Annotated in this window: 15 protein-coding genes; 10 read left to right on the plus strand and 5 right to left on the minus strand. The window is 39.5% G+C overall.

Annotated features, from left to right (window positions below; all coding sequences use genetic code 11):
- Positions 1–143: 143 nt before the first annotated feature.
- From B9N78_RS00255 to B9N78_RS00295, 9 genes are all read left to right on the plus strand, one after another.
- A complete protein-coding gene (locus tag B9N78_RS00255; RefSeq protein WP_085096635.1) occupies positions 144–2,462 on the plus strand; it encodes a hypothetical protein in 2,319 nt (772 codons plus the stop codon).
- Between the two features lie 5 nt (positions 2,463–2,467).
- Positions 2,468–4,180: an FtsK/SpoIIIE domain-containing protein gene (locus B9N78_RS00260; protein WP_085096638.1), complete on the plus strand. Its 1,713-nt coding sequence runs from the start codon at positions 2,468–2,470 to the stop codon at positions 4,178–4,180.
- Between the two features lie 16 nt (positions 4,181–4,196).
- Positions 4,197–4,490, plus strand: a complete 294-nt coding sequence (locus B9N78_RS00265) for a hypothetical protein (protein ID WP_085096641.1) — start codon at positions 4,197–4,199, stop codon at positions 4,488–4,490.
- A gap of 3 nt (positions 4,491–4,493) precedes the next feature.
- The gene (locus B9N78_RS00270; RefSeq protein ID WP_085096644.1) at positions 4,494–5,075 is read left to right on the plus strand and encodes a hypothetical protein; all 582 of its coding nucleotides are present in this window, start codon (positions 4,494–4,496) and stop codon (positions 5,073–5,075) included.
- A gap of 92 nt (positions 5,076–5,167) precedes the next feature.
- On the plus strand, positions 5,168–5,647 hold the full coding sequence (locus B9N78_RS00275; protein WP_137982467.1) for a hypothetical protein: 480 nt from the start codon (positions 5,168–5,170) through the stop codon (positions 5,645–5,647).
- A gap of 48 nt (positions 5,648–5,695) precedes the next feature.
- Complete coding sequence (locus tag B9N78_RS00280; protein ID WP_170921338.1) at positions 5,696–7,855, plus strand: SH3 domain-containing protein; 2,160 nt, start codon at positions 5,696–5,698, stop codon at positions 7,853–7,855.
- Positions 7,856–7,862: 7 nt separating this feature from the next.
- A complete protein-coding gene (locus tag B9N78_RS00285) occupies positions 7,863–8,300 on the plus strand; it encodes a DUF1425 domain-containing protein (protein WP_170921339.1) in 438 nt (145 codons plus the stop codon).
- Between the two features lie 8 nt (positions 8,301–8,308).
- Positions 8,309–8,836 (plus strand): hypothetical protein, encoded by a 528-nt coding sequence (locus B9N78_RS00290; protein ID WP_085096655.1) that lies wholly within the window; start codon positions 8,309–8,311, stop codon positions 8,834–8,836.
- A 650-nt stretch (positions 8,837–9,486) separates the two neighbouring features.
- Positions 9,487–10,419, plus strand: coding sequence for a hypothetical protein (locus tag B9N78_RS00295; RefSeq protein ID WP_085096658.1), 933 nt, complete (start codon positions 9,487–9,489; stop codon positions 10,417–10,419).
- A 302-nt stretch (positions 10,420–10,721) separates the two neighbouring features.
- On the opposite strand, the gene B9N78_RS00300 is transcribed toward B9N78_RS00295, so the two are convergent.
- Both B9N78_RS00300 and B9N78_RS00305 read right to left on the minus strand, forming a co-directional pair.
- The gene (locus B9N78_RS00300) at positions 10,722–11,300 is read right to left on the minus strand and encodes a hypothetical protein (protein ID WP_085096661.1); all 579 of its coding nucleotides are present in this window, start codon (positions 11,298–11,300) and stop codon (positions 10,722–10,724) included.
- 3 nt (positions 11,301–11,303) lie between these two features.
- Entirely contained in the window at positions 11,304–13,475 is a 2,172-nt protein-coding gene (locus B9N78_RS00305; protein ID WP_085096664.1) for a mechanosensitive ion channel family protein, read from the minus strand.
- Between the two features lie 498 nt (positions 13,476–13,973).
- Here B9N78_RS00305 and B9N78_RS00310 point away from each other — a divergent pair, with 498 nt between their 5' ends.
- A complete protein-coding gene (locus B9N78_RS00310; RefSeq protein WP_170921375.1) occupies positions 13,974–16,145 on the plus strand; it encodes a malate synthase G in 2,172 nt (723 codons plus the stop codon).
- 90 nt (positions 16,146–16,235) lie between these two features.
- Here the strand turns inward: B9N78_RS00310 and B9N78_RS00315 are convergent, their stop codons facing one another.
- From B9N78_RS00315 to B9N78_RS00325, 3 genes are all read right to left on the minus strand, one after another.
- Positions 16,236–17,504 carry a hypothetical protein gene (locus B9N78_RS00315; protein WP_085096670.1) on the minus strand — a complete coding sequence of 423 codons (1,269 nt, stop codon included), beginning with the start codon at positions 17,502–17,504 and terminating at the stop codon, positions 16,236–16,238.
- Positions 17,505–17,676: 172 nt separating this feature from the next.
- Positions 17,677–18,453 (minus strand): transporter substrate-binding domain-containing protein, encoded by a 777-nt coding sequence (locus B9N78_RS00320; protein WP_085096673.1) that lies wholly within the window; start codon positions 18,451–18,453, stop codon positions 17,677–17,679.
- Between the two features lie 257 nt (positions 18,454–18,710).
- A complete protein-coding gene (locus B9N78_RS00325; protein WP_085096676.1) occupies positions 18,711–20,846 on the minus strand; it encodes a methyl-accepting chemotaxis protein in 2,136 nt (711 codons plus the stop codon).
- Between the last annotated feature and the right edge of the window lie 89 nt (positions 20,847–20,935).

Consider the following 20,935-nt stretch of genomic DNA (forward strand, 5'->3'; position numbering starts at 1 on the left):
TTGATCTAAGTGAATAAATATTCCTTTATGAAGACGAAGTGTTACTATTGTATTGAGTAGAATTTATCGAAATTTGTGGCGAATATCTAAAAATTTAACAATCAGTTATTGCTCAAATTGATGTTTCTTATTATAAATTTCAAATGTACGAATACGATCAGCATATAAAAGATATTTTGGGTGAGCAGCAGAAAGCTGTTATCTCTGTTGTTTGTGATGTCGAAGCTGACATCTATGTAGACAAAAAAATTCAAAAAAAAAAAGTTGACCATTACAAGACAGTGGCTTTGCCGTTTGGTCAGTATTTTGTTGAGGCTAAGACTGATGTTCCAAATCGATATGACAGCGCTGTCGTTACTTTGTCTCAAGAAGGGACTCATGTTTGTGAATTAAAACTTTCTGATAAGAAGTATGCTAAATTAACTATTGTTTGCGATACAGTTGCCGATTTTTACGTAGATAAAAAGCCGATAGCTATATCTAAATCTTTAGTTACTCATGAAGTTTCTCTCGGTGAGCATTTTGTTGAGGTTAAGACTTCTGATCCAGATCAGTATGAAAGTGCTATTGTCAATTTGACCCAAGAAAGTGGTCATGTCTGTGAATTCAAATTTTCAAATAAAGACTTTTGTTCTGTAACCTTTGTTTGCGATATAAAGGCTGATTACTTTGTGGATAAAGAATTAGTCGCAAATTCTGTGGAAAGAGCATTCACTCACAAACTTCCTGTTGGTGAGCATTTTGTTGAAGTCAAATCGTATGATCCTCCCAAGTATGATAGTAGAGTCATAAGCGTTGCCCCTGAAGGTAAGCTCGTTTGTGAGTTTTTTTTGAAGAAACAGATGCCGGGACTTTTTGTTGAAAAAGGTGTTCCTGTAAGCATTAATTTTACAGAAGATTGTTCTCTTGAACTCAATGGTGTTGATGTTGGAAATTTTGAAAAAGGTGTCTCTGAGCATTTTGCTCTGCCTGTTGGGAAAAATAGATTTAAGTTTGTCTCTGTTCATCTTGAAAATGTCTCAGAATCCATTGAATTAAATTTGAAAGACATTGGCCAAGAATTTGTTGATTCTAAGCTTGATTTAGTTGTTCAAAAACGTATTCGAGAACAGCTACAATTTTACGTAATGAAGTTAAAGGATCTTGTTGGAAGTATTAAAGGTAGATATTCGGTAGCAAAACTTCAGAAACTTATGAGTCGTCTTAGATTAGTTGCTCAGGACCGGATTTTATATTTAACCCTTGAGTCGAGAGTAAATTTAGCTATTTCAGCTGTTGATAGTGCTTTAAATGCATATTCTGCTATGGAGCCTGCTCTTGATCATGTTTTGATCTTACCAGAAAATATAACTGGCCATGACTATAAAAAAATATGTGCTGAAATTGATGAACGAATAGAGAAATGGGAGAGAAAGAAAAGCGTTTTTTTCTCATTGGCTCAGGATGCTGAGACAAAGAGTGGTTTGGTTGAGAATGATTATGATAAATTGGAGCAAATAATTAAAGCAAAGTTATTGGGTATTGAGAGAGTCTTTGAAGAGGCTCAGGATAGGTTTGAGGGCTTAAATCTTGAATCACTATGTACAGAAATGCAGAAAGCCGCAGGGAAGATTCCGTTGACCGGCTCCGTACAGATATCTGTTGATGAGACAATGAGGGATATTCAGAAAGCTACACATGACTTTCGTGCGTTTATGGACTTAAAATCTAGTGCTTCATCAATCAGTCCCGGTGTACGTGGATTTGATGCGATACAAATAGACTTGAATAAAAAACTTGAAGATGTTCAAAGTAATAAAAATAATGTTTTATATTTTTGCGAGACTGCAAAAAATAAAATTATTAGCTGCAACATACAGTTAAACGAGTTGCAAAAACTGTTAGAGGATAAAGAAAAATACCGTAGAAAAATAGTTGTAATTTTTTCCGTTGTTACTGTCTTATTCTTAGTATGTATAGGGGGCGGGATAAAACTTTACCTTGATCAAGAAGCTAGGTTTCAAAGAGCTAATAATCAAAGATCCAATAGGCAAACAGAGATTTCTGCAAAAGATGTGAAGCAACCATCTGTAAAGAATGTTGAAAATAGAGAACCGAAAGAGCAAGCAAAAGTTGTGGAAAGTCCGTCCGTTGTTTCGCAGCAACAAATTAATATACCTGCCAAGCCACAGCTGTCTTCTCTTGAGCAAGGTAAAATATATATGAAAAAAGGTGAATATGACAAAGCTGAAAATTCTTTAAGGGGCGCGATTGAATCCTATAAGAATGCGCCAGCTAGCAAGAAGGACATATATATATGCAATACAATGGAGGCTATGTTCTATCTTGCAAAAATTCCTGGGAATGAAATGGAATTTGACCAAATGTTGAAATACTATAGTCAGCATAGACAGGTGGTTAGGCATAATCTTCCAGGAATATATGGCGTAATTGAGCCGCTGGCACTGGGATTGGAAGAGTAATTGTTATGAATTGTCATCCGTCAACAGATTGTTCTCGTTTAAGCTCAATTTTAAGCAATGGTCATATAGGTTTTTTTTGCAGTCGCGAGAGAACCCCCGCTTATACTAGGTTTGCTCAGCAATTGGTTGTTCAATTTATTTCTGATAATTTTGTTGAATATAGTAAATTGGAGATAGTTGTTGCTGACTACTATGATCGTGGTCGACATTTCGCTGAAATACTACCTGCTATCTCAAAGATAATAACTGACGAAAGCTTGTTGCAAGATAAAGTGCAAGAGCTTGTTAATGTATGCGATCGTCGATTCAGGGAAGATGATGTCCAAAAGGAAAAGACTTTCAGCTTTACTCTAAAGAATACATTTCTGTTTTTATCTGGCGATTGCTGTTCGATATTAGGAACAACTGAATTTTCCCATCTCTTGCGCTATGGTCGCGAGGTGGGAATTTTTATTGTTATGGTCTTTTCTGATGTGCAGTTGTTTCATGTATATAATCAGTACGGCGATGTGTTTTACCAGCAGGACAGTGTCCATTGGGATACGCTTTGGTCTGCTAAGCGTGATTTTAAGCGTTTTGGTGAGAAGCCAGTTGCTCTCGGGCAGATTGATCTAGATTCAGATAAGGAAATATTAAAATTCTTTACTGATAAAATTTTGGAAGAAAGAGAGAAGTATAAGGCGTCGAATACGCTAACAAATCTACTTAAGGATGCAGAACGTCATAAGTCTGCAGTAACAGGGATTAAGGTCCCTATTGGACGTGATGAGGATGGAGAGACTTGTTATTTTGAATTAGATAAGCATCCTAAGATTCACACAATGGTTTCTGGCACAACAGGGGCAGGTAAAAGTAATTTTTTTAAAACGCTAGTGAGTAGCTGTATACATTCATATTCTCCTGATGAACTGCAACTTGTTCTAATTGATTTGAAGCAAGGTGCTGCGTTTAATCCTTTTAAGCTAGAAGAGAATATATGGATGTATTGTGATACGAATCCAGAATCAGTTCTTTTTAACGACGAGAATATAGTAATAAATGAAGAGTGCAATATTCCTCCGGTTGGTGCTGATGAAAAGGATACACCGACTAATGATAAGATAATTTCTGGCGAAGATTTATCATCTATATTGGATAAAGTTTTAACTTCCTTTGAGAAAAATTATAAAGAAGGAATGACCGAAACAGTTGGTGAAGATATTTCAAGTCATGAGATTTTGTCTGTATTGGATATTTTTTCAAATTTGCATATTGAATTTGAAGAAAGAATTAGATTGTTTACTAAATATTCATTCGATAATTACCAAGATTTTCGTGAGGGATATATAGTAAATGAAGTTGGTCGTAATTTACCGAGGATTTTGATAATTATTGATGAAGTGCAAATTCTTTTTGATAAAGATAATACGAGAGATAGTCTTTTAAAATGTGCAGGTTTACTCAGAAGATTGTTTGCCGAAGGAAGAGCTGCCGGATTTCATTTTATTCTTTCGACGCAATCTTTTGATATTAGTAGAGGGTTTACTCTTCCTGAAGCTGTTGAACAAAATAGTGGGGTTAGAATTTCTTTTAGCGCAACAGAAGATGAGGATAGTTCTGCTGTGTTAGGGCGATACAATTATTCTGCTGTGGGTTTGGATATCGGAGAGTGTATACATAATCTTGGGAAGAGAATAGAAACAAATAAGAAAATGACAGTAGCCTATTTTGATAAATAGTATATGGAGGAATGTTATGGCTGAAGTCGATGCAAATCTGAGGGCAATAGAAAAAGGGTATGCAAAATTTAGGGAAAAGCATGAAGAACTTGTTGCAAAACTTGATCAGTTAGAAAATGCGACTAAAGATTTAGAGAATATTAATTTAGGGGCCTTTTCTATTCAATTTAGTGATCTTTTACTGGATACAATTGGTAAGCATAAGTCTTTATTGCTTAACGCAAGGGATGGAATTGATGTGAGTATTTTAAGTTATACTGATGAAGTGAGTAGCCTGTATCGCAAAATGATGAAAATGGTAAAGGTGTAGGGTATGCGATTTATAAATTTTATAAAAAAAGCTAAGAATAGAACTTTTGATGTTGACCCACATGGAGATTCTTCTTTTAGCGGAATCAATGAAGGGAAACAAGCTTTTGATAGTATGAATGAGCGCTCAAAGAATCCAGAAGCACCATTTAAAGGGATAAACCCTAATTATCCGCCAGCGAAAGATAGTGCTTTGTTAGGTGAAAAGGTTCTGTCAGAGAAAATGAGCAATGTAAAATTTGGTTTTGAGCTTAGAGCATTAGGGGACACAATCGAGGACGCTATTACAAATTCTCTTCGAAATATTATCAAAGAAATTGATCCGAAGATATATGTCCATAGCATTGATGTTGAAAAATTTACAACTAGATTATCTATCATAATTGACGAATTTTCCCAAACAAAGTCGGAAATGGAAAGTATACTCTCATCTACTGCACTAGGCTGGCGTGATTCAGGGCATACTGAATTAAAAACTATGGTTAAGCAATATACTAAGACAATAATTTTATTGTCAGATTCATTGCAAATTTTCAAAGAGGTTTTGGATGCTCTGAATGAGAATGTAAAAAAAATGGATAAATGAATGTAATGAAAATTTTTTTTCTGAAGATTATAATGGGGTTAACGTTGTGTTGCATCTGTTTCTGTTCATCTGTCTTTGCCGCAGAAGTATCAATGAGAACAGAAACACAAAAGGGAGTCCATCCGTTTACTGCAACACAGCAAGGAATATTTGAAGGGTTATTGAGTTCTAAACTCAATGGCTTGAATGGCGGCAAGGCAATGTCCTTCAAAAATGTGGTCCTCCTGAATAGTGCTGAAAATGATTGTAGAAGAATCCCAAATACAGAAAATATTTATGATTGTACTACAAGTCTGACTCTTAACGTTGAAACTCAGCTTACAGATGAACGTGGTAAGTCTGTTCAGCTGCGTGTGTCAGCTATCAATAGTTCTGAGTGGACAAAAAGATTGAAAGGAATAAATCCTCCTGTGCCGGTATCCCAGTTCAGAAAGGTAGCTGATAATATTTCTTCGACAATTGCTAAGAAAATGAAGACTGCTATTAATCAACGTAATGCCGCCATTCAGAGGAAGAAGGAAAAACGTGCTAAGGCCTTAAAAGAGTTTCAACAAAATAATGCTTTACCGTAGCAATATAGAAATTAAAGAATAGGAGTTTTTAGGATGTTGTCGGGGAAAATGCGTAACTTATTGTTTGTTGGGGTATTAATTCTTTTTGTTGTAGGGGGATGTATTCCTCATAAATCTAAAGATTCTGGAGCATATGGTTCAGCAAAGAAAGTAGAAAAAAAAGTTTCGACTCAAGTTGCTGGAATTGCTGTATCTGATGTCAATATGAGGCAGAATCCCGGGAAATCGGGGAAGAAGCTCGCTGCCCTTCGTAAAGGCGAAAAGGTCGTTGTTTTAGGACGAAAAGGGAATTGGTATAAGGTTAATCAGCAATCTAGCGGAAAGATTGGGTACGTTTATTATCCTTATATTGATGTTCAGTTTTCTGGAGTGGATTCGATTACTGGACAAATTATTAAGTCTACAAAAGTATACGCACAACCCAATTTAAAAAATGCAACAAAGGTTTCTTTTCGACCTGGGAAAAAGATAACAGCTCTTGCTAAGCAGGGAGCTTTCTACACAATTAAGCTCGACGGGAAAAACAGTTTTGTTCCAGTTAAGAGTTCTATTTTGGACTTGGAGAAAGTGACTCCCCCGTTTCATGTTGTTTATGTTGACGCGCCGGCTGCACCTGTTGCTGTAAAGTCAAAACCTAAGGGCAAACCCAAAAAGACTGTAGCTAAAAAGAAAGAGACTAAGAAATCTGTCGTAGATTCATCAGAGGAATCAAAAGAGAGTTCTTTTAGTCTTTCGAGCTTGTGGGGTGATGACGAGCCTAGATATTCAGATAAATATCGAGAAGAAAAGGAAGTCGATCCAGAAGAGATGCTTGATATTGTTCGGCCAAGCCTGACAGGTTATGCTGACGAATTTGCGCCTGTTCGTAGAGCATGTATGGCCAAGGATTATAGGGCAATTTGTGAGCTCAGTAATGATTACGATGGCGAGTCTTACAAGGATTATAAAAAAGCAATAGATTTTGCTCATGAAATTGGTTGGTTGAGAACAGTTGAGCGAGCAACTCTTGCTCTGGATAATGGTGATTTTGATAAAGCCAGCAAGCTCTTTGGCGCATCTGAAAAGCTTGCAGATGAAAGAGATGTTCGAACTGGGGATGCAGACGCATTACAAACAGGATTGTCTTTCTTGGGAACTGTTTCTGGACAGGAAGGGATTGGTGAATATGAAATCCTAGGATATGAAAGAGTCCTTTCTTTGAATTATAAGGCTCTTGCTGAAATTTTATCAGGTAAGAAAGGTGCTTATAATATTGCTAAACGTTCTATTGCTCTCCAGAACAGAGAACGTGATGAGTTTGAATCGATGATCAGGGATTTGGAGATAAAGGAAAGAGAGAAGAAGAATAAGATAGGTGCAAACGATCCTTTGAAAGAGTTCTATTCTAAAGTCGACATGACTTTATTTGAACCCAAAAACAAAAAAGAAAGATCTGCTGTCTTACGTCAGACGTCAAATGCATTTATCAACCCATTTGGTGATTATCTCCATGGTCTTATTCTTGAGTGTGAAAGCTACTATAAGCCATCGTTAAGAAGCAATGCAGCTATCGCTTACCGTAAAGCAGCTAAGCTTCAGCCTAAAGCAAAGAAAATGCTGTTGCAGGCAAAAAGTGATATGGGTAAACCTGCGAAGGCTTATTCAAACAAGCGATTGGTGCATGTAATAGTGTCCGAGGGTTTTGCCCCCCAAAAGTGGACAAAAAATATAATGCTTCCTGTTACAATTCCACCTATGCAGGTGAAAACTACTGAGTTGAGGACTGTTTCGTGTGTAGCTGGTACACCGAAAGTCTCATTTAAAGGTTCACCAACTCGTTCTCTGTCTGAAATCTCCAACATCGAAGCTATCTCATTTAGGTATGATGAAGATTGCTCATTTGTGAGAACATCAAATCTTGTGTGGAAGATTGGTCAATCCTATGTTGAGAAACAGATGAATATTTTGGTTTCAGGTCTTAGTTTTGCAAAAGAACTTTTAGCAGAGCCTGATAGTAGAGCTTGGCTTTCCTTGCCAAAAAAGGTTTATGCGACTAGGATTTTTGTAAAAAATGATACTTCAAGTGCAACGATCACCATTACAAAGCCGAATGGAAAAATTTTGACACGATCTTCGGTTAAGCTTCCTAAGGGCAATGCTCCTGTAATTATTTATGGTCGAGCAAATGATGATGGTGTTCAGCTTTATGCTTCAGCTTTTAACAAGTAGAGGAATTATGGTTACTTTGAGAGGAATAGCGGTATTTTTGCTTTTGAGCGTCTTGATGGTCTGTATGACAGGTTGCGTGATTGAGGGGAAGACGCACAGTTCAGATGTTAATACTAATTCTAACGTATACAAACTCTCTCCACGGGCAACGGTTATATATGCTGGTAAATATTTGCCAGAAGACATTACTGTTAGTGTTCCAGCGTTTGAAAAATCAGGAGCCTTAACCAAGGCCGTTTTTGTTTTGCAGAACTTGACAGATGGTAATATAGTTCTTGAATATCGTGTCGAGTGGAAAAAGGAGTCCGGGTTTCCTATGAGAATTACGGATGCATGGGATATTGTACATATTGCTCCTGCAAGTATTGCGACGTTAGCAAGTGTTGGTGACGATGCTGAAGCGTATAGTGTAATAATTAAGATTAGATATCCCGAAAACAATTAGGAGCTCTCATGTTTAATCGTATTTTTGGGTTAGTGCTTATTGGATTAATAGTTTTGCCTGGATGTATTGGTAAGAGGAACTACACTCAGGGTAATGTCTCTATAGGTGAGGTTGGTACGACTAGGCATTTGGAAGCTAAGCTTACATTTTCTGATTTTTCGAAGCTTGCTAAAGATGTAACAAATAAGATGGTTGATTCAAAACGTATACAGTGGTTTGATGCAAACGATAAGCCTAAGAACCTCGTTTTATGTGTAGCTACTCCTATAAATAAAACCGATGATGAAAATTTTGAAATGGATGCTTTGCAAGATAAGATCGATGAAAGGCTTCTGCAACGAGAAATGGCTATAATAACAACATCTCCACCTTTTGATTACATTATTCGACCAACGTTGTATGCTAATCCTCCTCAGAGAGGAGAGGGAGGAAAGTTGCAAATTCAGTATACCTTGCAGTATAAGCTTTATGACGATAAAGATCGTAAACTTGGTCAATGGTCCTCAGAGATGGTTTTGAACCGCGATCCTAGTTAGGTTGTTGAATGTGTCATTTGGATACTAAATTTTAAATGTTGTCACCCGCAATAAAAAAGTACATTCATGTCAACCAAATGCCAACCAACTTAGAAATAAAGGTTGATATTGTTACTTTTTTCACAAAATAAATATAATTATTTCAAGTAGTTAAATGTAAAGCATCGGATTCCTAATCTTGGTGTCACAAGTTCGATTCTTGTCGGGGTCACCATATTGAATTATATTAAAGGGTTAACTCATGTTTTGAGTTGACCCTTTTCTGCGTTTTATGGGGTTGTTTTCGGGGTGCTGCCAACCGGATATGCCAACCTGTTTAGATGAGTATTGTTATGATTGTTTGTATAGTTTTTTTGATGTGTTGACTTATGATGGGTGGGATCGGTTGACCGAATGTATTTATATGATTTAAATAGTGTACATTGTTCTTTTAGATTTCTATTTTTGAAAGTCGATTAGTTGAGGTATGGAAAGCAGTGTGAAAAATATTAGTGACAATTCCGTTGGAAGACAGATGATATATAATACATAGTCTCGCTTCAATAATTTTTAGTTTCAAATATGATAGGGAATTGAAAATCTTAAAATAACCACTCGTAAGATTGAAAGATATGGGCTGAAGCATAAACGATGTACGGGGAAGTAAATTAATGAAATCGAGTCAACATTTCAGTGTAGATGTTTGTGTGAACGTTTTGGGAAAACCGTATCAAACCGCACTAAGCATTTTGTCGTTGTTAAAATACTCCGCGACACATATTTCTAAAATATATATCATATTAGAAAAAAACAACAAAGCTAGCCATGTAAAGCAGATTAAGTCATTATTAGATCATTTAAAAGTTGATATTGTGTATTATACTCCGAAAAATTGGTACTGGGTCTATCCTCTTGATAGGCGAGGTTTTAAGCAGGAAGACATACGTGATGGATTAAGATATCAATTCGCATTCGAAAATTCAGACTCAAAACTCATTTATGTAATGCATAATGATGTTGTTCATTATACAGATGTTTTACAAATCTATCATAGTGCTATCAAAGGGCATATAGCTGTTGGTAATATTGGGATGTGCCATAATTGTCCTGCATTTTGGTCAAAAAAGTGCTCGAAAGACAAATATATGTCGTATCAGCCTAGAATTGATGAGTTGCGTAAAATATACAATGAAGCTGATCCTCCTAGCGGCTGGAAAGGGTTTATGTATCATCTTGAAGATTTTTGTGAAGAATTCAGAGAGAATCCATGGCCATTACCATGTTGTCGGGTCAATGAATTTTCGTGTTTAATTGACTTAGATAAATATAGAAGCACTACAACTCCGTATGGTGACTGTCATCCTTTCGGAGCGTATGGATCATGTGGAGGATACTTGTTAGATATAGGGTGTAATTGGTTTCATGATGTGCATTTACGTGGCTTCACATGTAAAAATATTACTCTTTCGCAATCAGAATTTATACATATAGGTGGACATAGCGCGATGTTTAGCAAGGATTTGTATTTTCAAAATGAACTGAGAGCTTATCAAGAACTGAAGTCGCACTTTAATATAAATATTCTTGATCATGATTTTGAATAACTTTGAATTCCATACAGAAGTGTTAAACTGGACAGGTAGTTTCAGTAAATGTTTGAGGGATACGGAAAGACATGCAGGAGAGTGTTAGGCGTGACCACCACCTCCCACACCACAGGATAACCTCCAAATTTAACAACATACTAAATTTGAAGGAGATTCTGATGGTTAATAATAGCGATCCATTGTTTAATCTTATCTACGCATATACACGGAAACAAGCTGTCGAAGATAGCAATCTGATTGATGTGACAGCTCAAGCGAAGGCGAAGGGAAGAGCACTACAGGTCGAATCCATGAGTATACTAATTACTTTTTTTGCTTTTTTTATACCATTCCTGATCGCCGTATAGTTCATCTGCACAGTCATTGCAGAGGCAATGACTAAATTGAGAATTTGTTCGAGCTTCAATATATGTTTCAAGCTTTCTCCAGTTGCCTTCGTCGTCTTTAATTTTTTTGCAAAGAGAACATATAGGTAATAGGGCTTGTAAAGTGTTTATGTTTTGCTGCTGCTCTTCAATTAATTTTTTATTTTTAGATAAGATTTTTCCTATATAAATGATTGAAATTAGTGATAGCAAAGTTACTATAAATCCAGGTAGTTCGCTTATCATTTTTGTATTTGAAGTTTGTGCAATAAAATTGTTCCATATTAAAAAAGTAAGCAGTTGCCTTGCAGTCATTAGAAAAAACATTACTGCAAGAAAAATAATTTTCCATTCTCTATATTTAATAGAAATATAAATAGCTAAGATACATGAAGTTAATCTGATTACTATGGATATTAAAAGCTCTTGTGTGTGGGCTATTGGAACAAAATACGCAAAAATAAATATAGCTGTTATTGAGATGAATGCTGTTTTTTTTGACGTAGATAACATTAGTTAATCCTTTTCATTTTCTGTCGCATCTTTCTGTTCTTTGAGCAGCAAGCTGGCTGCCTCTCTGCCCAGGCTCGCGGCACGCTGCTCCCCGCCCATCGGTTGATGGCTGGGCATTTCTTCGTTTCGCATATATACCGTGCGACTTGGGAATGCGAATTCGATCTCAAGCCTTTTCGCCAGATTGATTGCATCCAGAATGAACTTTTCACGAAGTATAAGCTCTTCTTCTCTATTCGAAACATGGAGGTGCAAGTAGACAATAATATCGATGGAGGACGATCCAAAATCGTTTACTCTGATATGAGGTCTTTTGCTATCTATTTTGCTAGAATTCATAACAATTTCGCGGAGCCCTTCAGTGAAAGCAATCATTTTTTCCGGCGGAGTATCGTAGGCGACTCCGATTGATGTTTTGAAGAGCCGGTAGTCACGCTTGCTCATATTATCTACAGGCGAAGTTATGAAGTGAGAGTTTGGTACGGTTACCAAGGAATTATAAAAAGTACGGATAGTGGTGGAACGCAGTCCGACATGTTCAACTTCACCTTCGATTTTTTCAATGATAATGAAATGGCCGATGGCGAACGGTCGAGTTGTGACAATCATCATCGTGCCAAAGATGTTTTCCACCGTATTTTTCCCAGCAAGAGCGATTGCCACACCACTGATACCAAGAGCTGCAATTACTCTGGTTGAATCCTGTCCAAATATGCCAGCTATCTTTGTTATTCCAATGATAATGACAATAATTTTTAAAACCTGCCCAATCACCAATACCACGGTTCCGCCTGTCTGGGATTTGGAACTTCCTGCTACCAACTGGGCACCCACCAAAATAACGGTTGTTGCGAGCCAGACTTCGGCTATAATCATTATGATATTCATGATAACTAAAAGGAAGGCGGCGCCATCCTCGCTGGTTATCATAAAGAGCAATCCGGATGTCCATAGATAGCCTATGGATATGACTGTTAGAGGTCTGGAGACACGTTGATTGGTAAAAGCTGCAAGGCTGTTATTAGGAGATTTTCTGCGCAGTACGTTCATGATTCCATTAGAAATCCATGAGATAACCCAGCTAACAATTGGAGTAAGAATAATGAGAATAAACAGGCTTATGAATTTCCATATATCGATTCCGAGTAATTCTTTTTTCAGGTATCTGAATCTACTCTGAATAAGGTCATCGAACTTTACGTCTATTGTTAGATTTTTGCCGATAAATGGATGATTGCCTTTATCAATAATGCTTTTAATATAATCATCATAGGTGTTTCTGACAACCTCAAGACTTTTAGGCGTAAACTTCCATGATTTAATACCCATTGTATCAGTAATCAGATGCATGGAAATTACGCCGAAACCGGGGTCAACAAGGAATACCGGGATGGTCTCAGTATTTGGCTGAACTGAAAGTTGTTCGATGTTAAGAGGCGATTCAAAATGAAGGATACGGTACAGACGAACAGCAAGAGTTTTACCTAGGTCCTCACGAAGTGCCGGTTCAATTTCCGACAAATCAAGGGTCTGAGCCGCGTCATCTAAAGTCAGTCCGTATCTTCCCATAACGCCGGAGCGAAGTCTGATCATTGTTTTATATGGTGACATTAAATTAATGTCGAAAGTTTCGCCCTCCATATTCGCTCGGGTAAGTTTTAGAAATCTGTCATGAATGCGTGTGTACAATGCATATATTTCCGGAGATTCAATGGTCTTGGCACTGAAGATCCATGTTCCTTGTGCGTTCTTGATCAGCTCAAAAGTAACTGGGTCTTGATCTTCAGTATACATTGTAATTTCTGCAGTGTCCTTGTCCAAAGGAGCATCTGGAATGTCGGTTTCGTAATCTAAAATGAGACTTTGAACGACAAGAAAGATCTGCTTCGCATTCTTTAGCAAATAGCTATATGCTCGACCTGTATTAATATGTTCGGGAAGCTGTAAGCGATCGAAGATATTTTCCTTACTTTCAAGCTGACCTTTTTCGTAGTTGATCATATCTTCTTGAAAGCTAAGAAAACAATCTCTTAATCCGTCTTTAGGATCATCTTGGTAAGCTTGCTGTTCGGCTTGAGCTGTGCTGACAGACAGTAATGACGTTATTTGAGAAGGAATTATGGAGGTAACGAGGAAAATAATAATAGTCAGTGCGGGTATATATATTTTTTTCATATCGAAGCTCCTGGGTGATATAATTCGTAATAAACTAAGCGATCTATTTATTTTTTACTATGAAAATATGGCATACTATCTATCGTATACTCCGCAATATGTATTGTAAAAAATGATTACATCACCGGCAACTTATCTAAATCTGAATATATAAGCTAAAGCAGGGCAGGAAGAGTGCAGTCAAAAGCATATCAGTGTAAAGCGGGTTGAGTTTATTTTAAAAACACTCACAAGTAAATTAATAATGGTTAACGAGCAGAATGAATCATACTTTATTTTTTCTGAGTCATAAGCAAAAAGCATGTTTTGTCTGTTCTTTGGAGTAGATCACTCGTATGCTGTAAAGCAACTCAGTTAAATTGCTTGTAATTACAATAATTATGCAAGGCGAAGCGTCCGAACCCATTCGCATTGACAGAGAAATACCCAGATGTTTAATTGGTCTGACCAATGGAAAATGTTTTGATGCGCTAATAATTAGAAAATAGTGAGGGAAGGATTGTGGAGCATATTACAGTTGACGGACTCAGGGTTGCCAAACCTTTGTATGAGCTGGTTGAAAATAAAATTATACCGGGGACAGGAATTTCTTCATGCACTGTTTTTTGGAAAGAGTTGCAATATATTCTGACTGATATGATGCCTCGGAACAGGGAATTGCTGGAGAAGCGCGAAGAGCTGCAAGCCCGTATTGATAAGTGGCATTTATCCCGCAAAGGGCAGGCTCATGATGCTGCTGCGTATAAAAAATTTCTTTATGATATCGGGTACATTCTTCCTGAAGGTGAGCCTTTCAGCATAGAAACAGAAGGGGTGGACCCTGAACTGGCAACCATTGCCGGACCGCAGCTTGTGGTGCCGATTACCAATGCCCGCTACGCGCTGAACGCTGTCAATTCCCGCTGGGGTAGTCTTTATGACGCTCTTTACGGGACCGACGTGATACCTGAAGATGGCGGCGCAGAAAAAGGTAAGAGTTACAATCCCGTTCGTGGTCATAAGGTTATGGAATACGCTTCTGGTTTTTTGGATAAAGCAATACCGCTTGCTGATGCTAAACATGCTGATGTTGTGGAATACAAAGTCGCTTTGAATGGAAAGACTGAGTTCAGTGTAGTGCTGAAAGACGGATCTGAAGCCGTGCTTGCTGATTCTGAGCAGTTTATAGGGTACGCGCAGAATGGTTCTTTACTCCTTTTCCGTAATAACGGGCTGCATATTGAAATTCATATTGATGCGGAAAATATTATCGGGCGCGATCATCCTGCCGGAGTAAAAGATGTTGTTATGGAAGCCGCAGTTACCACCATTCAGGATTGCGAGGATTCCGTTGCCGCTGTGGATGGTGAAGATAAAGCTCTGGCGTACAGTAACTGGCTGGGACTTATCCGCGGTGATCTTGAAACAACTTTTTTAAAAGGCGGTAAAGAGGTTGCACGCCGTATGGCTGCGGACCGTGAGTATACCGGACTGAATGGATCTACTTTTTCATTGCCCGGTCGGTCTATGTTACTGATTCGTAATGTAGGGCTGCTCATGACAACCGATGCAGTGATGCTTGCCGACGGAACTGAAATTCCTGAAGGTATACTTGATGCTATGATGACCGGGCTTATTGCTCTGCACGATATAAAAAAACTGGGCCGTTTTCAAAACAGTAAAACCGGAAGTGTTTATATCGTTAAGCCCAAGCAGCATGGACCGGAAGAAGTCGCCTTTACCTGCGAACTTTTTGCAAGAGTTGAGAGAGCTCTGGGCATGGCTGCAGGGGCTATGAAAATCGGGGTTATGGACGAAGAGCGGCGTACTACTGTTAATCTTAAAGAATGTATCCGTGCGGCAAAAGATCGGATTATTTTTATCAATACCGGATTCCTTGACCGCACAGGTGATGAAATCCATACCAGCATGGAAGCCGGTCCCATGGTTTGTAAAGCGGACATGAAAAATGCACGCTGGATGACCAACTATGAAGACTGGAATGTTGATGTTGGGCTTGCCTGCGGTTTTTCCGGCAAAGCGCAAATAGGCAAGGGCATGTGGGCCATGCCGGATCGCATGCGCGAAATGGTGGAAACCAAACAAGGGCATCCGCTTGCCGGAGCCAATTGTGCATGGGTTCCTTCGCCTACTGCTGCGGTATTGCATGCCATGCATTACCATGCCGTGGATGTATTCAAGCAACAAGCTAAACTTTCCGGATCACCCAGAGCGACTCTTGACGATCTGCTGACTATACCTCTTTTGGAAGGTGTTTTGACTCCGGAAGTCGTGCAGCGTGAGGTTGAAAACAATTGTCAGGGTATTCTTGGTTATGTGGTCCGCTGGGTCGAGCAGGGCATCGGTTGCTCCAAGGTTCCGGATATCAATGATGTGGGACTCATGGAAGACCGGGCAACTCTGCGAATTTCGAGTCAGTATCTGGCTAACTGGTTGCACCATGGGCTCTGCACCGAAGCTCAGGTTATGAAGGCTTTGCAACAGATGGCCGCTGTGGTTGACCGCCAGAATGAAGGCGATCCTCATTACCATAATATGGCTCCTGACTATGAAAAGAGCATTGCTTTTAAGGCCGCCTGCGACCTTATTTTTAAAGGCTGCAAACAGCCTAGCGGCTATACCGAGCCTATTTTGCATGCCAAACGGCGTGAAGTTAAGGCTGCTAAGTAGTACGAAGGTTTATTGATTTTTATAAAGGGAGGCTGTTTATACAGCTTCCCTTTTTTTGTGGATGAGTGGTGCTGGGTCTGGTGATGTCACTTAACCGAAGTAAAGTATGTTCGCTGCGTTGGAGATAAGCCACATGGCTACGACATAGTGAAAGTTGCTCGTCAGTATCGAGCGAGGTGATATATGATATCGACTGGTCAAGACTAAACCTACTCCGGATAACGGACTGCTGCCGGTTGAGATTGACCAGCTTGTAAGAAATAAGAATGCGAGCCTTGAATTGTCAGGATGCAGCGGTAATAGCAGAGGGCTGACGATGGAGATCCCTACCAGCGGATGTACGCCGATAAGCCCAAGAACGATGAGCAGCGCTGAGATGATTGCAAACATCCCGTGGCTGAATGTATTTCCTGCGAAGTTGAACAGTTCAGGATAAACCTGAATCACCGATGTGATACCGACGGAAAAAACTCCGGCAGTGATAAATAGTACGAACTGGCTGACCGTGGAGTTGATTCGATAGGTAATAAACTCATGGAGATATGGCAAACGAGGTCTGCCGCGCATCAGCAGAATCGCAGCCGGAGGCGCAACTATACAGATCAGCATAATCATGCCCAGTTCGGGGAAAAAATAATGTCCGGCGATTACTGCTACCGCCAGTATTAGAGGTACGGTCATACTTTCTACCCGCACCGGATAACCTGTAAATTCGCTTTTGCGAATAAATCCAACCTCCACAATCGAATAGCAAATTGAAATCACGCAGAGGATGAGACCCGGTAGGAGTATCCGGTGATATTGCATCTCCGGCGCGTAGGTGAGGGCAACGCCTGCGGCGATAAAAAACGGCGACCACCATGACGCCGCACAGAAAGAGCGGGCGAGAAGAATAGCCTGCGCTTTGGTCAAAGTATTATTGCGCTCCAATCTATCCCCGAAAACAAAAAGAATTGAGAGATTGATAACCGCGCCAAGCAGATTGGTGCCGAATGCGGTGATTACCATGGCCCGTTTTCCCGTCGGCAGGTTATCATCTTTGGCGGCGGGATTGGCTAATGCCAGAAAGGATACGGCTATAAACATCGGCAGTAATTGCAAATTCTGGGTCATGATCTTTTGCCAGCCAAGAAATATTCCGTTTTGAGCTGAGAATAACAACGCAGCGATACCGACGACAAGAAGAAAACACGCCTGTTTACGAGAAGTTGCTGGAAGTCTGTTCCATTCTATGATGACTACCAGCCAGGCCATTATGGCAACGCCGATAACGAAAGAAGGTGTGAATCCGCTGGCAAGAAAAAGTATCAAGGTGGTGAGGATTAACCATCCAGTAGATTTTTGTAAGGTAGTGAACATTGTTGATCATGAATTGGAGGTTAGGGGGTTGATGTTGATTTTGGAATCAGTGAAGAATAAGTTGTAAGGCCGTTTATGGAAACAGGCAAGTTGGAAAAGGATTAACTCCGTTTATGAGTTAACCCTTTTTTGTTATTAACGTGGTAGGTGGGAGCTGTTGCTGACAGCCTGTTTATTTTCCAATATGGAGATACTGCTTTTTAAGAGAAGCCATTTCACCTTTAAGAATCATCTGGTCCATCATGAAATTAATAGTATCTTGAAGACGTTCAGCATCAGCTGGCATCAGGTATCCTAATTCAGAACGAGTGAAAGGATCATTTGCTATGGGAGCTGACAATTTTTTATTGGTTGCTGCGTAATAAAGTGCTTCAACGCTGTCAGTAATCATTACATCAACCTTCTTATCGGCAACAGCCAGAGGGATATCCAGATTTGATTTAAACATTACAATTTCAGCATTTTTAATATTTGCTTTAACAAACTTTTCATTTGTTCCGCCGGGATTAACTCCGATGCGAACTCCTTTTTGGTCAACATCGGCAAGAGATTTAAAGCGGGATTCGTTAACCTTGTTAACCAGAATAGTTTTGCCAAACATTACGTAACCCTGTGAAAATCGTGCTTCCTTCTGACGAGCTATAGTTCTGGTTATTCCGCTCATACCTATATCATATTTGTCTGCCTTCAAATCACCCATAAGGGTGCTCCAGGTTGTTTCCACCAGTTCAAGTTTAAGACCCAGGCTGTGGGCAAAACTATCTGCTACCGCAATATCAAACCCTTCGTATTTGCCTGCATTGTTAAATGAAAACGGCTTGTAGTCCCCAGTTGTTCCAACACGTAGTGTTCCGCTGGTAACAATTTCATCAAAGCTGCGGGCCTGACAGTTCAGAGCGGGGATAAGTACTAAAGCACAAATCAATAAAGTATAAAAAAATTTGGGCATGAGGGAAATCTCCTTTAGTTAGCAAGCATAGACATAAATATTGTCCTCAAAAAATAGAATAAACAGCAACAGATCTACTCTTGTACAAAATTACTGCAAAGTAGGCAAAAAATAGTACAAGATTATCAGACATAGCCAGCAAACTTATTCATCATATAAAAAAAGGGTTAACTCAGTTTTTGAGTTAACCCTTTAAATTGTTCGACTTCCGGAAATGTTACCCAGTGGATGCCGGGGATTGTTCCGGTTGGTTAATCTTAGTTATGTACCATTTCATCAACAAGGTTTTTGAGTTCATGCGACTGTTTTGCAAGTTCTTCTACGGCAGTAGCTGACTGGCGCATGCTTGTTGATGTTTCGGTAGAGATATTATTTATTTCCTCTACTGCCCGGTTGATTTCTTCGCTGGTTGCAGACTGCTGCTCAGCGGCGGCGGCGATGGCTTGTACCTGATCGGTTGTTACGTTTACCAGCGTCACTATTTCATTAAGCGATTCTCCTGAAAGTTTAGCCAGTTCAGTACTTTCATCAATCATCTGTACTGCTTTGTCCATACTGTCCATGCTGTTGCGTGAACCTGTCTGTATGTTTTTGATGGCTTCCCCTACTTCCTGAGTAGCCGTCATAGTTTTTTCAGCAAGCTTGCGAACTTCATCCGCTACCACCGCAAAGCCGCGACCTGCATCACCTGCTCTGGCAGCTTCAATGGCTGCGTTTAATGCCAGCAGGTTTGTTTGGTCCGCAATGTCAGAAATAACATGCATGATACTGTCGATGTCATCTGTCTGTTTACCTAATGAGGACATGTGTTTTTTCAGGTCGCCAATCTGATTCTGTACATCCTGAATGGAATTTACAGCCTTGGCGACGACGTTTGAACCTTCCTGTGCTTTATCACGGGCTTTGTCGGATTCTGAGGCAGCATTGCTTGCGTTTCTGGAGACTTCAAGCACGGTTGCGTTCATTTCTTCCATGGCTGTTGCTGTTTCGCTGACTCGTTCAGTCTGAATCGCGGCGCCATGGCTGGATTGCTCTACCTGCGCGGCCAGTTCTTCGGAAGCGGTAGATATCTTTCCAACCACTTTTTCCAAACGTTTAGCTGCGTCTAAAATGAGTTGTCTGCCTGATTCAGCTTTATTTTGCGCTGTTTCGGCTTCGATCATGGCTTTTCTGGCACGTTCCGATTCATGGTCTGCTTCGTTGCTCTTCTGTTCAGCTTCAGAAATTTTCAGTTTTAGATTGTTCACCATTTTTGACATGGCCCGAGCGAGCTGTCCTGCTTCATCTTTTTGGTGGATATCTAAAGTCTGGTTCAGATCTCCATCGGCCACTTTGGTTGCGAAAATTACACCTTTGGTCATGGGGCCGGTTATGGCTTTGGTAAGCCATATCGCTACTAATATTCCCAAAAGAATTGCAGCAGTGAGGCCGAAAATTATTATCCACGTGGCCATGTTCAGAGTGTCCGCACTCTCGTTTGCGATGCGCTGTGTTTGAGACATGCCAGCTTCAGCAGTTGCATCAGCCGCGGCAATGACTTGATTGGCGGCAGCATCTAAACGATTGTTCAGTTTTTGAAGTTGATCCATATCATTGTAGGAAGAAGTTATAGCTTTATGATAGTCATCAGCTTCTTTTTTAACAAGGTCGAGGGCATGCAGGTCTTCTTTCTGTGTTGTCATGGCCTTTAATTTATTTAATATTTCATCTATTTCCGGGAACTTTTTAATGGCTTCAGCAAGTATTGTCAGATCACTTCCTGCCTGTGCTTTGAAATTCATTACCCGGATATTATTGCCAAGATCTATGACGTCATTGATACCTGTAATCTTAATCAATCTGTCGTTCATTGTTAACGGCGAGCCTTGTGAGGCAATTTGCGCAGATAGTTTTTTATTTTGGTCTCCGAGATACAGATAGGCATTTTTCATGAACTGCTGAGCGGATTCATCCATGATTGACCGGTTATTTTGCAGTTCTTCATGAATTTCTCGGGTCTTGGCTGCCAAATCGGCATATTGTTCCACCGCAGTTGTGGCCTTTACAACATTTTCGCGAAGTTGTTCCAGTTGCGGGAACTTGTCAGCCAATTTTTTAGCATCTTTTAAGTGGCTGTTTCTGAGTTCAGACAGCAATTTTTGGCTTTCTGTCCAGTAGGCTTCATCCTCAGACATGGTAAATCCACGCATGGCATGCATTGTTAGCATAGAGGCTTTTTGCACATCAATGGCTTCGGCTACCTCGGGTACATACATTTTAGCAAGTTTGTTGCTACCATCGCTGGATAAATTCATGTTAATAATAGCAGTGCCACCAAGTATTATCATTATTGCTAAAATAATTGCAAATCCAAGTCCAAGCTTTTTGCCGAGCTTCACATCTTTTAAGTTCACGATAAAATCCTCCCCAGGATATGATAAATTATATTAATTGTTATTATATTGTGATATTAGAACCCGTGCGTGGATAGTATTTAATACTA

The sequence above is a fragment of the Desulfovibrio gilichinskyi genome (assembly GCF_900177375.1).
Lineage (GTDB): Bacteria > Desulfobacterota > Desulfovibrionia > Desulfovibrionales > Desulfovibrionaceae > Maridesulfovibrio > Maridesulfovibrio gilichinskyi.

Bases quoted from the DNA above. Each gene is read 5' to 3' on its own strand.
- B9N78_RS00255 (WP_085096635.1), top strand. From the start codon at position 144: ATGTACGAATACGATCAGCATATAAAAGATATTTTGGGTGAGCAGCAG.
- B9N78_RS00260 (WP_085096638.1), top strand. From the start codon at position 2,468: ATGAATTGTCATCCGTCAACAGATTGTTCTCGTTTAAGCTCAATTTTA.
- B9N78_RS00265 (WP_085096641.1), top strand. From the start codon at position 4,197: ATGGCTGAAGTCGATGCAAATCTGAGGGCAATAGAAAAAGGGTATGCA.
- B9N78_RS00270 (WP_085096644.1), top strand. From the start codon at position 4,494: ATGCGATTTATAAATTTTATAAAAAAAGCTAAGAATAGAACTTTTGAT.
- B9N78_RS00275 (WP_137982467.1), top strand. From the start codon at position 5,168: ATGAGAACAGAAACACAAAAGGGAGTCCATCCGTTTACTGCAACACAG.
- B9N78_RS00280 (WP_170921338.1), top strand. From the start codon at position 5,696: ATGCGTAACTTATTGTTTGTTGGGGTATTAATTCTTTTTGTTGTAGGG.
- B9N78_RS00285 (WP_170921339.1), top strand. From the start codon at position 7,863: ATGGTTACTTTGAGAGGAATAGCGGTATTTTTGCTTTTGAGCGTCTTG.
- B9N78_RS00290 (WP_085096655.1), top strand. From the start codon at position 8,309: ATGTTTAATCGTATTTTTGGGTTAGTGCTTATTGGATTAATAGTTTTG.
- B9N78_RS00295 (WP_085096658.1), top strand. From the start codon at position 9,487: ATGAAATCGAGTCAACATTTCAGTGTAGATGTTTGTGTGAACGTTTTG.
- B9N78_RS00300 (WP_085096661.1), bottom strand. From the start codon at position 11,300: ATGTTATCTACGTCAAAAAAAACAGCATTCATCTCAATAACAGCTATA.
- B9N78_RS00305 (WP_085096664.1), bottom strand. From the start codon at position 13,475: ATGAAAAAAATATATATACCCGCACTGACTATTATTATTTTCCTCGTT.
- B9N78_RS00315 (WP_085096670.1), bottom strand. From the start codon at position 17,504: ATGTTCACTACCTTACAAAAATCTACTGGATGGTTAATCCTCACCACC.
- B9N78_RS00320 (WP_085096673.1), bottom strand. From the start codon at position 18,453: ATGCCCAAATTTTTTTATACTTTATTGATTTGTGCTTTAGTACTTATC.